Genomic DNA, 11,459 nt, shown 5'->3' on the forward strand with positions numbered 1-11,459 from the left:
CGCCGGCGGCGACCAAGCATCGCCGCGTGCGCCGCCGCGCGCTCATGCTGTTCCGCACCGGCACCGAGCAGCGCACGCTCAGCACGACTGGCGTCCTACTCTATCTCAGCCTCGCCGAGCGCCGCGCGGAGATCGTCGCCGACGCGGCGATCCACGCCAAGGCGCCGCAGGAGGAGTGGGGCGAGGCGATGGCGGCTCTGGTCGCGGCGATGCATGACAACCGGCCCGGCGACGGCATGGCGGCGGCGATCGAACGGATCGGCTCGGTACTGGCGAAGCATTTCCCCCGCACCGGCACCGATCCCAACGAGCTGCCCGATCGGCTGATCCAGCTATGAGCATTCCCCAGCCCGGCGTGCCCGAGCTCATGTGGCAGGGGAAGTACATCACCGTGCGCCGTTGGGGCACGTGGGAATATGTCGGCCGCGCGCGCAGCATCCAGGCCGCGGTGATCCTGGCGGTGGTCGATGGCGACGTGCTGCTGGTCGAGCAATATCGTGTGCCTTTGGGCGGGCCGTGCCTCGAATTGCCGGCAGGGCTGGTCGGCGACGTGACCGAAGGCGAGGAGATCGAGATCGCCGCCGCGCGCGAGCTGGAGGAAGAAACCGGCTATCGGCCCGACACAATCGAGATCATCGGCCGCTTCGCCTCGTCGCCCGGCATGGTTTCCGAAACCTTCTGCCTGATCCGCGCGACCGGCCTGACCAAGGTCGGCCCGGGCGGCGGCGAACCGGGCGAGAATATCACCGTCCACCGCGTGCCGATCACGCAGGTCCCCGCCTTCGTCGCGGCCAAGCGCGCGCAGGGGCTGTTCATGGACGTGAAGTTGCTGATGCTTCTCGGCGCGGGGCTGCTGGATTAACTGCCGTCGTCATGCCGGACTTGTTCCGGCATCCACCTATCCGCAGGCGCTGTGCGTGTGGCTAAGTGGACCCCGGAACGAGTCCGGGGTGACGAAGTAGGTTCAGCGCAGTCGCGGTCCCAGCAACGCCACCAAAGCCTCGCACCCGGCCTGATCCTCCGCATCGAACCGCCCGACATGCGGGCTGTCGAGATCGAGCACGCCCAGCAATTCGCCATCGACGACGATCGGCACCACGATCTCCGACGCCGACGCCGCATCGCAGGCGATATGGCCGGGGAAGGCGTGGACATCCTCGACCAATTGCGTCTCGCGCGCCGCCGCCGCCGCGCCGCATACGCCCGAACCGAACGGGATACGGATGCAGGCGGCCTTGCCCTGGAACGGCCCGAGCACGAGCTCGCCGCCGATATTGCGGTAGAAGCCGGCCCAGTTGAGATCGGGCAGATATTCCCACAGCAAGGACGCCGCATTGGCCATGTTGGCGATTGCGTCGGGCTCACCCGCTGTCAGGCCGTCGAGCGCGCTTTGCAGGTCGCGATAAAGCTCGGCCTTGCTTCCGGCGGCGATGTCGAATTGATACACGGGTAAATCCTCGGGATCGGAGCGTTCGTGAAGCCTGAAATATTGATCGTTGGCGCCGGCCACAATGGGCTGACCTGCGCTTTCTACCTCGCCAGGGCCGGGCTGAAGGTGCGGATGCTCGAACGGCGCCATATCGCCGGCGGTGCGGCGGTGACCGAGGAATTCCATCCCGGCTTCCGCAACTCGACCGCGAGTTACACGGTCAGCCTGCTCCAGCCCAAGGTGATCGCCGACATGGGGCTGGCCGAACGCGGCCTTCGTATCCTCGACCGGCCTTATTCCAATTTCCTGCCGCAGCCGGATGGGCGTTATCTGCTCGTTGGTGGCGGGCTTGAGAAGACGCAGGCCGAATTCGCCAAGTTCAGCGAAGCCGACGCCAAGGCGCTGCCCGCTTATTATGCGATGCTCGACGGCGTCGCGGACGTGCTGCGTGATCTGGCGCTGCAGATCCCGCCCAATGCCGGCGGCGGCGCGGCGGCGTTGCTCGCGGCGGCGAAGCAGGGCGGGCGGCTGGCGAAGATGCCGATCGAGAAGCAGCGCGACGTGCTCGACCTGTTCACGAAATCGGCGCGGACCTTCCTCGACGGCTGGTTTGAGAGCGACGCGGTCAAGGCCGGGTTCGGCTTCGACGCGGTGGTCGGCAATTATGCCAGCCCCGACACGCCGGGATCGGCCTACGTTTTGCTCCACCACGTCTTCGGCGAGGTCAACGGCAACAAGGGCGCGTGGGGCCATGCGATCGGCGGGATGGGCGCGATCACGCAGGCGATGCGCGCGGCGTGCGAGGATCTGGGCGTCGAGATCCTGACCGACGCGCCGGTGGCGCGCGTGCTGGTCGAACAGGGCGCGGTCGTCGGCGTGCGGCTGGAGGATGGCAGCGAGCATCGCGCGGGCATTGTCGCGGCCAATGTCGGGCCGAAGTTGCTTTACGATCGGCTGATCGATCCCAAGGATCTCGATCCGAGCTTCCTACGCGCGGCCAAGGGCTTCAAGGTCGGATCGGGCACGTTCCGCATGAACGTCGCTTTGTCGGAATTGCCGCGCTTCACCGCCCGGCCCGAGCCGGGCGATCACCTCAAGTCGGGCATCATCCTCGCGCCGACGCTCGATTATATGGACCAGGCCTTCACCGATGCGCGCGCGACCGGCATGTCGAAAGACCCGATCGTCGAGATGCTGATCCCCTCGACCGTCGACGACAGCCTCGCGCCTGCCGGCCAGCATGTCGCGAGCCTGTTCTGCCAGCAATTCGCACCAGAGCTGCCGAACGGCCGGTCATGGGACGACGAGCGCGAGAAAGCCGCCGACCTGATCGTCGCCACGGTCGAGAAATGGGCGCCGGGCTTCAGCAAGAGCGTGATCGCGCGGCAGATTCATTCGCCGCTCGATCTGGAGCGCAAGTTCGGGCTGATGGGGGGCGACATCATGCACGGTGCGATGTCGCTCGATCAACTCTGGTCGGCGCGGCCGATCCTCGGCAACGCTGCCTATCGCGGGCCGATTTCGGGCCTCTATATGTGCGGCGCGGGCACGCACCCCGGCGGCGGCATAACCGGCGCGCCAGGGCATAATGCGGCCAAGGCGATCCTGGCGGACCGGTCGTTTTTGGGGCGGCTTTTCAAAAGAGGCTAGGCCTTAGCCCGTCATGCCGGACTTGTTCCGGCATCCACCCATCCGCGAGCTTTGCGCGTGTGGCCTGGTGGACCCCGGAACAAGTCCGGGGTGACGGGCGGGGACTGGTGCTTCTCAGCTCTGGAAAAACGCCAGCAGGTCCGGATTGATCACGTCCGCATGGATCGTGAACGCACCGTGCGGGTAGCCGGGATAGATCTTGATCGAGCCGTGCTTGAGCAGCTTGATGCCGATCTCCGCCGAATCCGCGATCGGGACGACCTGATCGTCGTCGCCGTGCAGGATCAGCACCGGTACGTCGACCGACTTCAGATCTTCGGTGAAGTCGGTCTCGGAGAAGGCCTTCACGCAATCGACATGTGCCTTGATGCCGCCCATCATGCCCTGGCGCCACCAATTGTCGATCACGCCCTGGATCGGCTTCGCGCCCGGCCGGTTGAAACCGTAAAACGGTCCTGAGGCGACATCGAGATAGAATTGGGCGCGGTTGAACGCGGTCTGCTCGCGGAAATTGTCGAACACTTCGATCGGCAGGCCGCCCGGATTCTTGTCTGACTTGAGCATGACCGGCGGCACCGCACTGATCAGCACCGCCTTTGCGACCCGGCCCGGCTTGGCGCGTGCGACATAATGGATCACCTCGCCGCCGCCGGTCGAATGGCCGACATGGATCGCGCCCTTGAGGTCGAGGTGGTCGGTCAAAGTCGCCACGTCGGCGGCATAGGTGTCCATCTCGTTGCCGGTATCGGTCTGGGTCGAACGGCCATGGCCGCGCCGATCGTGCGCGATCACGCGATAGCCTTCGCCTAGGAAGAACATCATCTGATTGTCCCAGTCGTCGGCGCTCAGCGGCCAGCCGTGATGGAACACGATCGGGGTGGCATCCTTGGGCCCCCAATCCTTGTAGAAGATCTCCGTCCCGTCTGCGGTCGTGACGTAAGGCATGGTGCGTTCTCCGGATTGGTGAGTCGTTCGGGTATCGCAACCCTGCGACTCTTCCGGGAAAGGGCAAAGTGCGGAAAGCGCAACGATCCGTGCGGATCGTTGCGCTAGCGGCATCGGGCTTCAGGCGTCTTCCGACCGGACGCCACAGCCGACCGGTGTGGGAAGCGGTCGGCCCTCAAGGAACGCGCCGAGGCGATCGACCAGGAAATTGGAGCCCTGCTCGCGCGAGCCATCGTCGGCATATTCCAAATAGGCGCCTTGTTCGGTGTAGCGCATGCGCGTGCCGCCGCCGTCGTCGTAAAGCTCTACCGTGGCGACGCTGACGGATATCTTCTCGTCGCTGACATACATGTCGTAGACGAACACGATCCGCTCACCGTCCACGATGTCGTGATATGTCGAACGGAAATCGCTGGTCCGCCCGTCCTGCCACTGGCCCCTGACCCGTTCATGCCCACCTGTGCGGAAATCCTGCTCGCGGATCAGCACGGTCCAACCCTCTCCGCCCGCGAACCAGCGTTCGCGCAATTCGGGCTTGGCCCAGGCGTCGAACACGCTGGCGCGGGATGCGTCGTAATGGCGCTCGATCGTGAAGCTGTCGTGGCTGGTCCCGGTCATCCTGTCTGCTCCTTCTTCTGATCTGCAAGCACATCGCCCAACCGGTCGAACTGGCGTTCCCATTGCTGGCGGCGCGACACCATCCACGCTTCGAGCGTGCGGAAGGCGGCGGGTTCGAGATGGCATACGCGCGTGCGGCCGACCTTCTCGGTGCGGATCAGCCCGCTGCCCTCGAGCACGCGCAATTGCTGCACGACGCCCGGCAGCGAAATAGCGAGCGGTTCGGCGAGCGCGCCCGCCGGCCGCGGCCCGCGCCCGAGCAACGCGACGATCGCGCGCCGGGTCGGATCGCCGAGCGCGTCGAACATGATATCGATGCGTGATTCGTTAAGCATGCACTTAAGTAACGCGACGCGGCGATACGTGCAAGAAGATTAAATGATGAGTTAAGTTTCCTTATCCGTCATGCTGAACTTGTTTCAGCATCCATCTATCATCCGCACGCCCGCGCCTGTGGCACGATAGACCCTGAAACAAGTTCAGGGTGACGGTCGTAGCCTCAGCGCGGGCGCTGCCAGACGCGGACATAATCGACCAGCATCTGCTGCGGCAAAGCGGCGTCGTCCATGCCCTTCGATCCGGCCCAGGGACCGCCCAAAGCGAAGTTGAGGATCATGTGGAACGGCGCGTCGAACGGCCACGCGCCGCGCCCGCCGGGCTGGTTGTTGAGGACCTTCATATAAGCGCGCCCGTCGACGCCGATCCGCAAGGAATCCGGTTGCCAGTCGAGTTCATAGACATGGAAGGCGTCGCAATTGTCGGCGAGCAGCTTCTCGGCGCCGCGCTGCGTGCCCTTGGTGTGGACGAACAGGGCGCTGTGGACGGTGCCGTGGACGACGTTGGGCTGCGAGCCGACCTGCTCCATGATGTCGATCTCGCCGCCGTCGGGCCAGGCGCCGCCGGCTTCGGGCATCATCCAGATCGCGGGCCAGGTGCCGCGCGCGCAGGGCAGTTTCGCGCGGATCTCGTAATAGCCGTAGGTCCACGACGCCTTGCCCCGCGTCATGATCTTGCCGGAGGTATAAGCCTGCCCGCCATAATCGGGATATTGGCGTGGGTTGAGCGTCTCGTGCCGCGCTTCGATGATCAGCTGGCCGTTGCCGACGCGGACATTTTCGGGCCGCGCGCCATAATATTCGAGCTCGCCATTGTACCAGCCGGCCTTGTTGCGCGAGCCGTCATAGCTCCACTTGGTCAGGTCGAGCGCATTGCCGTCGAATTCGTCGGACCAGACCAATCTGGCTTCGGCCGGGCGCGGCATCGGCTCATCGACGCTGTAATTGGTCGCGGTGAGCGATTGGGCGACCACGGCGGCGGGGAGCGCGCAGGCGGCAAGAGCAATCAGCAGACGCATCAAATATGTCCTCTCCCAAGGGGGCCGTTCCGGCCCCATTGTGCCGGGCGGGTGTTGGGGGCACCCTAGCAACAGGAGGGGGAGAGGCGAAGATGGATATCGCGAGCCGCGGACAAATCGCGCCGCCGCGCCAGGCGATCGGCTTCGGCGTGATCGGGCTGCTCGCGCTGGGCATGTTCATCAACTATGTCGACCGCGGCAATCTCGCGACGGCAGCGCCACTGATCAAGGATCAGCTGGGGCTGACCAACACGCAGACCGGCATCCTGCTGAGCGCCTTCTTCTGGACCTATACGCCGTTCCAGCTGGTCGCGGGCTGGCTGGCCGAACGGATCAATCCCTATCGGACGCTCGCGATCGGGGTCGGCTTATGGTCGCTCGCGACGATCGCGACCGGTTTCGCGGAAGGCTTCACCGCCTTGCTGGTGCTGCGCCTCGTGCTGGGCATGGGCGAGAGCGCGACCTTCCCGTGCAACGCCAAATTGCTCGCGCGCGAATTGCCGGCCGAGCGCCTCGGCAGTGCCAACGGGACGATCGGGATCGGTCAGGCGCTCGGGCCGGCGGTGGGGACGTTCGCGGGCGGAATGCTGATGGCGCATTTTGGCTGGCGGCCGGTGTTCGTGCTGTTCGGGCTGGTCTCGGCTTTGTGGTTGCTGCCGTGGCTGGTAGCGACGCGCGAGGCTTCGGCGCGGGCGGTGACGGATGCGTCGGCGCCGCCGCCGGCCTTCCTGAATATTCTCGGCCGGCGCGAATGCTGGGGCGCGAGCCTTGGCCATTTCGCGCACAATTACAGCCTCTATTTCGTCATCTCGTGGCTGCCGCTCTATCTGGTCAAGGCGCGCGGCTTCACTTTGTCCGAGATGGGCGAGCTCGGGGCCGTGCTGTACGTCATCTATGCGATCAGCGTGCAGTCGAGCGGGCTGATCGCGGACCGCTGGATGGCGGCGGGCGCGAGCAGCACGCGCGTGCGCAAGAGCTTCACCGTCGCCGCGCATATCGGCATCGCCGCGTGCATGCTGGTCTGCGCGGTTGCCGGGCCGACGATCGCGGTCGCGGCCTTGCTGGGCTCGGGCCTGTTCTTCGGCATGAACAGCGCGACGATCTTTCCGATCGGGCAGACGCTGGGCGGGCCGTGCGCGGCAGGCAAGTGGATGGGGGTGCAGAATTGCATCGGCAACACCGCCGGCATCGTCGCGCCGATCGTGACCGGTTACGTCGTCGACAAGACCGGCGAGTTCAGCCTCGCCTTCGCCATCGCGGCGGGCGTCAGCCTGGCCGGGATCGTGGCGTGGGGCCTGATCATCCGCCGGGTCGAGCCGATCGACTGGGCTTAGAAAAGAAAAGGCCCGGAGGTTTCCCCCCGGGCCGTTCCTGCTCCGATCCTGGAAAGGATCAGGCCGAATAATACATGTCGAACTCGACCGGCGCCGGGGTCATTTCCCAGCGGGCGACTTCCGGCCACTTGAGCTCCATGTAGCTTTCGATCTGGTCCTCGGTGAACACGCCGCCCTTGAGCAGGAAGGCATGGTCGGCGGTCAGGCTGTCGAGCGCTTCGCGCAGCGACGCGCAGACGGTCGGCACCAGGCTCAGTTCCTCGGGCGGCAGATCGTAGAGGTTCTTGTCCATCGCCTCGCCGGGATGGATCTTGTTCTCGATGCCGTCGAGGCCCGCCATCAGCAGGGCCGCGTAGCAATAATAAGGATTGGCCATCGCGTCCGGGAAGCGGAACTCGACGCGCTTCGCCTTGGCGCCGGCGCCGTACGGGATACGGCACGAGGCCGAGCGGTTACGCGCCGAGTAGGCCAGCAGCACCGGCGCTTCGTAACCCGGTACCAGCCGCTTGTAGCTGTTGGTGGTCGGGTTGGTGAAGGCGTTCAGCGCCTTGGCATGCTTGATCACGCCGCCGATGAAATAGAGGCACATGTCGCTGAGGCCGGCATAGCCGTTGCCGGCAAAGAGCGGCGTGCCCTTGTCCCAGATCGACATGTGGGTGTGCATGCCCGAGCCGTTATCCTTGGCGATCGGCTTCGGCATGAAGGTGACGGTCTTGCCGTAGGCCTGCGCCACCTGCCACACGACATATTTGTAGATCTGCATGCGGTCCGCGGTGGTGACGAGCGTGCCGAAGGTCAGTCCGAGCTCGTGCTGCGACGCCGCCACCTCATGGTGGTGCTTGTCGCAGGGCAGGCCCATTTCGAGCATGGTCGAAACCATCTCGGCGCGGATGTCGACCGCGCTGTCGACCGGCGCGACCGGGAAATAGCCGCCCTTGGCGCGCGGCCGGTGGCCGAGATTGCCCTGCTCATATTCCTTGCCGGTGTTGGTCGGCAGCTCGATGTCGTCGATCTTGAAGTAGCTCTCGTTGTACGTCGTATCGAACTGCACATTGTCGAACATGAAGAATTCGGCTTCGGGGCCGACATAGACCGTGTCGCCGACACCGATCGTCTTGACATAGGCTTCGGCGCGCTTGGCGGTCGAACGCGGATCGCGGCTGTAAAGCTCGCCGGTCGAGGGTTCGACGATGTCGCACACCAGGATCAGCATCGGCGTTGCGGAGAACGGATCGACCCACACCGCGTCCAGGTCCGGCTTCAGGATCATGTCGGATTCGTTGATCGCCTTCCAGCCTTCGATCGACGAACCGTCGAACATGAAGCCGTCGTTCAACTCATCCTCGCCGACCACGCCAGACACCATCGTCAGATGCTGCCACTTGCCCTTGGGATCGGTGAAGCGAAGATCGACCCACTCGATCTCCTTGTCCTTGATGATCTTGAGAACGTCGGACGCCTTGTTCGCCATTGAAAAGCCCTTCCCCGTGAAAATCCGTTGCGGCGCAGAAGGCCGCCCCGTGAATTGCAATGCCTGCCTTTCCGCGATCTTCAGACCGCGTCGGCGTCTCTCTCCCCGGTCCGGATCCGGACCGCCGTATCGATGGTGGTGACGAAGATCTTGCCGTCGCCGATGCGCCCGGTCTGCGCCGCATTCTGGATCGCCTCGACCACGCGCTCGGCGAGGGGATCGTCGACGACGACCTCCAGTTTCACCTTGGGCAGGAAGTCGACGACATATTCGGCGCCGCGATAGAGTTCGGTATGACCCTTCTGGCGGCCGAAGCCGCGCGCTTCGGTCACGGTGATGCCGGACACGCCGACATCGTGCAGCGCCTCCTTCACCTCATCGAGCTTGAATGGCTTGATGATCGCTTCGATCTTCTTCACGCAAACCCGCTCCCCATCCGGTGGCTTTCGCTTTCAATAAGCGTGCCATCCGCGCTCGCGCAAGGCGCGCGGCGATTCCTCTGCTGCATGCGCGAAAATCTGCCCGCAAACGCAGCAATGAAGGGACGGTGTGCCGCTTTTTGCGGCAATTTTCGGGGCGATGCCCGCGCTCGCGAGTCGCGAAGGGAGGCGACTCGGCGGCCTCTTATTTGGCGGTCACGACCAGCTCGATGCGGCGGTTGCGCGCTTGGCCTTCGGGCGTTCCGTTGTCGGCGATCGGATCGCCCATGCCGTGGCCGATCGCGGTGATGCGGCGTTGCTGGATCCCGCCATGGACGAGCAGTTCGGCCATGCGGTCGACCCGATCCTGTGACAGGCGCAAATTCTTCTGGGCCGGGCCGATATTGTCGGTGTGGCCGATCAGGGTGACCTGGCTGTGCGGATAGGCGCGCAATATCTGCGCGACCGCATACATCGTGCGTAACGTTCCCGGATTGGGCTTGCTCTGCCACGGTTCGAATTCGGGTCCCATGAACCGGAATGTGTGTGGCGCGGGCGCGTCGGAACCGAGGAAGGCGGCGAGCGCCTCCTCGGTCGATCCGCGTTCGACGAAGATCGCGCTGTCTGGCAGCTGGATCAGATGCGCGGTCGGCGAGGGTTTGGGCAACTGCTTCTTCTTGGGCGCGGCGGCGACCGCCTTGCCCTCGGTCACCACGCGTTTGCAGGACGCGGTGAGCAGAAGCGCCGTCAGCGCCGTCGCCGCCATGATTTGCCGTCTCATGCCCATCGTTCGCCCCTGCCTCAACGAGCCAGCCCCCGCGCATAATATGGCCAGCGCCCATGCGGGTGCAATGGGGGGACACAGCTGCGCTGCGAACGACCATAGCACCCTAGCGGCGCTTCCCGCTTTACGCTTTACACCGGTTCCAGGCCCGCATCCGTGGGCGATCCTGACAGATGGGGCAATCCATGACAGACCTTTCCCGCCGCGAGGCCATGATCTCGGCCGCCGCGATTGGCACGCTCGCGCTGGCGACCGGCGTGAATGCCGCCGAGCTTGCGAGCGCGGCCGCCGCCTGGGACCTGACCGATCTTTATCCCAATGACGCCGCCTGGGCGACCGAACGCGCCGCCGTCGCCGCGCGCCTGCCTGAAATCGCGGCTTATAAGGGGCGGCTGGGCGAGGGCGCGGGCACGCTGAAGGCGGTGCTGCAGCTGCAGTCCGATATCGGGCTCAGGCTGGCGCGCGTCGCCGTCTATGCCAACCTCAAGGGCGACGAGGATCTGCGCGTCGCGGCCAATCAGGAGCGGCGCCAGCAGGCGACCGACCTCGTCACCGCCTACGGCGAGGCGGGATCGTGGCTGAATCCGGAGCTGCTCGCTTTGGGGGCGCCCAAGGTCGAGGCCTATCTCGCCGCCGATCCTGGCCTCGCCAAATTCCGCTTTCAGCTCCAAGACGTGGTGCGCCAGGCGCCGCATACCTTGTCGCCCGAGGGTGAGTCGCTGCTCGCATCGAGCCAGACCCCGCTCAGCGGTCCGGGCGACATCCGCGTCCAGCTGGTCTCGTCGGACATTCCGCGTCCGACCGTGACCTTGTCCGACGGCACCAAGGCGGTGCTCGATGACCAGGGCTATACGCTCTACCGCACCGCGCCCAACCGCGCCGACCGCAAGCTCGTCTTCGATCAATTCTGGGCGAGCTACCACAGCTTCGAAAATTCGCTCGGTGCGGCGCTGGCGAGCCAGACCAAGGGCGAGATGTTCGTGGCCAAGGCGCGCAACTATCCGACCGCGCTGGCGTCCGCCTTGTCCGGCCCGAACATTCCCGAAGGCGTCTATCGCTCGCTGGTGGCGGAGGCGAACAACGGCCTGCCGGTGCTGCACCGTTATTTCGAGCTGCGCCGCCGCATGCTCAACCTCGACCAGATCGCTTATTACGACATCTATCCGCCGCTGGTGAAGCTCGACCGCACCTTCTCCCTGGACGAGATGCGGGCGCTGACGCTTGCCGCGATCAAGCCGCTCGGGCCCGATTACGGCGCCTTGTTCGCCAAATCGACCGCGAACAAATGGATGGATCCGCGCCCGCGCCCGGGCAAGCAATCGGGCGCCTACATGGCGGGCTCGGCCTACGACGTGCACCCCTATCTGCTGCTCAACCTGAGCGACAAATATGATGGGATGACGACTTACGCCCACGAATGGGGCCATGCGATGCACACGTTGCTCGCGAACAAGG

General features: G+C 65.1%; 13 protein-coding genes. 5 read left to right on the forward strand and 8 right to left on the reverse strand.

Annotation, left to right across the window (positions count from 1 at the left end):
• On the forward strand, positions 1–338 hold a 338-nt coding region (locus VK533_RS08740; protein ID WP_414712292.1), incomplete at its 5' end, for a TPM domain-containing protein.
• On the forward strand, positions 335–862 hold the full coding sequence (locus tag VK533_RS08745) for an NUDIX hydrolase (RefSeq protein ID WP_324376495.1): 528 nt from the start codon (positions 335–337) through the stop codon (positions 860–862). The genes VK533_RS08740 and VK533_RS08745, both read left to right, overlap by 4 nt.
• A gap of 102 nt (positions 863–964) precedes the next feature.
• Here the strand turns inward: VK533_RS08745 and VK533_RS08750 are convergent, their stop codons facing one another.
• Entirely contained in the window at positions 965–1,447 is a 483-nt protein-coding gene (locus VK533_RS08750) for a GAF domain-containing protein (RefSeq protein ID WP_324376497.1), read from the reverse strand.
• A gap of 27 nt (positions 1,448–1,474) precedes the next feature.
• On the opposite strand from VK533_RS08750, the gene VK533_RS08755 reads away from it, so the two are divergent.
• Positions 1,475–3,079, forward strand: coding sequence for an NAD(P)/FAD-dependent oxidoreductase (locus VK533_RS08755; RefSeq protein WP_324376499.1), 1,605 nt, complete (start codon positions 1,475–1,477; stop codon positions 3,077–3,079).
• A 114-nt stretch (positions 3,080–3,193) separates the two neighbouring features.
• Here the strand turns inward: VK533_RS08755 and VK533_RS08760 are convergent, their stop codons facing one another.
• The 4 genes from VK533_RS08760 to VK533_RS08775 all read right to left on the reverse strand — a co-directional run bounded on the left by VK533_RS08760 (position 3,194) and on the right by VK533_RS08775 (position 5,996).
• Positions 3,194–4,024, reverse strand: coding sequence for an alpha/beta hydrolase (locus VK533_RS08760; RefSeq protein WP_324376501.1), 831 nt, complete (start codon positions 4,022–4,024; stop codon positions 3,194–3,196).
• 120 nt (positions 4,025–4,144) lie between these two features.
• A complete protein-coding gene (locus tag VK533_RS08765) occupies positions 4,145–4,642 on the reverse strand; it encodes an SRPBCC family protein (RefSeq protein ID WP_324376503.1) in 498 nt (165 codons plus the stop codon).
• Complete coding sequence (locus VK533_RS08770) at positions 4,639–4,977, reverse strand: metalloregulator ArsR/SmtB family transcription factor (RefSeq protein ID WP_324376505.1); 339 nt, start codon at positions 4,975–4,977, stop codon at positions 4,639–4,641. Before VK533_RS08770 ends, VK533_RS08765 begins: the two co-directional genes overlap by 4 nt.
• Before the next feature lie 164 nt (positions 4,978–5,141).
• Positions 5,142–5,996 (reverse strand): glycoside hydrolase family 16 protein, encoded by an 855-nt coding sequence (locus tag VK533_RS08775; RefSeq protein ID WP_324376507.1) that lies wholly within the window; start codon positions 5,994–5,996, stop codon positions 5,142–5,144.
• Between the two features lie 92 nt (positions 5,997–6,088).
• Between VK533_RS08775 and VK533_RS08780 the strand changes: the two genes are divergently transcribed.
• Positions 6,089–7,330: an MFS transporter gene (locus tag VK533_RS08780; protein ID WP_324376509.1), complete on the forward strand. Its 1,242-nt coding sequence runs from the start codon at positions 6,089–6,091 to the stop codon at positions 7,328–7,330.
• A gap of 58 nt (positions 7,331–7,388) precedes the next feature.
• Here the strand turns inward: VK533_RS08780 and glnA are convergent, their stop codons facing one another.
• The 3 genes from glnA to VK533_RS08795 form a co-directional block, all read right to left on the reverse strand.
• Complete coding sequence (gene glnA / locus VK533_RS08785) at positions 7,389–8,801, reverse strand: type I glutamate--ammonia ligase (RefSeq protein WP_324376512.1); 1,413 nt, start codon at positions 8,799–8,801, stop codon at positions 7,389–7,391.
• Between the two features lie 80 nt (positions 8,802–8,881).
• A complete protein-coding gene (locus tag VK533_RS08790; RefSeq protein ID WP_324376514.1) occupies positions 8,882–9,220 on the reverse strand; it encodes a P-II family nitrogen regulator in 339 nt (112 codons plus the stop codon).
• Positions 9,221–9,425: 205 nt separating this feature from the next.
• Complete coding sequence (locus tag VK533_RS08795; RefSeq protein ID WP_324376516.1) at positions 9,426–10,001, reverse strand: OmpA family protein; 576 nt, start codon at positions 9,999–10,001, stop codon at positions 9,426–9,428.
• Positions 10,002–10,189: 188 nt separating this feature from the next.
• On the opposite strand from VK533_RS08795, the gene VK533_RS08800 reads away from it, so the two are divergent.
• Positions 10,190–11,459, forward strand: a 1,270-nt coding sequence (locus VK533_RS08800) for a M3 family metallopeptidase (protein WP_324376518.1), incomplete at its 3' end; no start/stop codon positions are given.

Origin of the sequence: Sphingomonas sp. (assembly GCF_035317925.1) — a bacterium.
Classification (GTDB): Bacteria; Pseudomonadota; Alphaproteobacteria; order Sphingomonadales; family Sphingomonadaceae; genus Sphingomonas_I.

Coding starts and splice junctions, on each gene's coding strand:
- VK533_RS08745 (WP_324376495.1), top strand. CDS start 335: ATGAGCATTCCCCAGCCCGGCGTGCCCGAGCTCATGTGGCAGGGGAAG.
- VK533_RS08780 (WP_324376509.1), top strand. CDS start 6,089: ATGGATATCGCGAGCCGCGGACAAATCGCGCCGCCGCGCCAGGCGATC.
- VK533_RS08775 (WP_324376507.1), bottom strand. CDS start 5,996: ATGCGTCTGCTGATTGCTCTTGCCGCCTGCGCGCTCCCCGCCGCCGTG.
- VK533_RS08795 (WP_324376516.1), bottom strand. CDS start 10,001: ATGAGACGGCAAATCATGGCGGCGACGGCGCTGACGGCGCTTCTGCTC.
- glnA (WP_324376512.1), bottom strand. CDS start 8,801: ATGGCGAACAAGGCGTCCGACGTTCTCAAGATCATCAAGGACAAGGAG.
- VK533_RS08770 (WP_324376505.1), bottom strand. CDS start 4,977: ATGCTTAACGAATCACGCATCGATATCATGTTCGACGCGCTCGGCGAT.
- VK533_RS08765 (WP_324376503.1), bottom strand. CDS start 4,642: ATGACCGGGACCAGCCACGACAGCTTCACGATCGAGCGCCATTACGAC.
- VK533_RS08760 (WP_324376501.1), bottom strand. CDS start 4,024: ATGCCTTACGTCACGACCGCAGACGGGACGGAGATCTTCTACAAGGAT.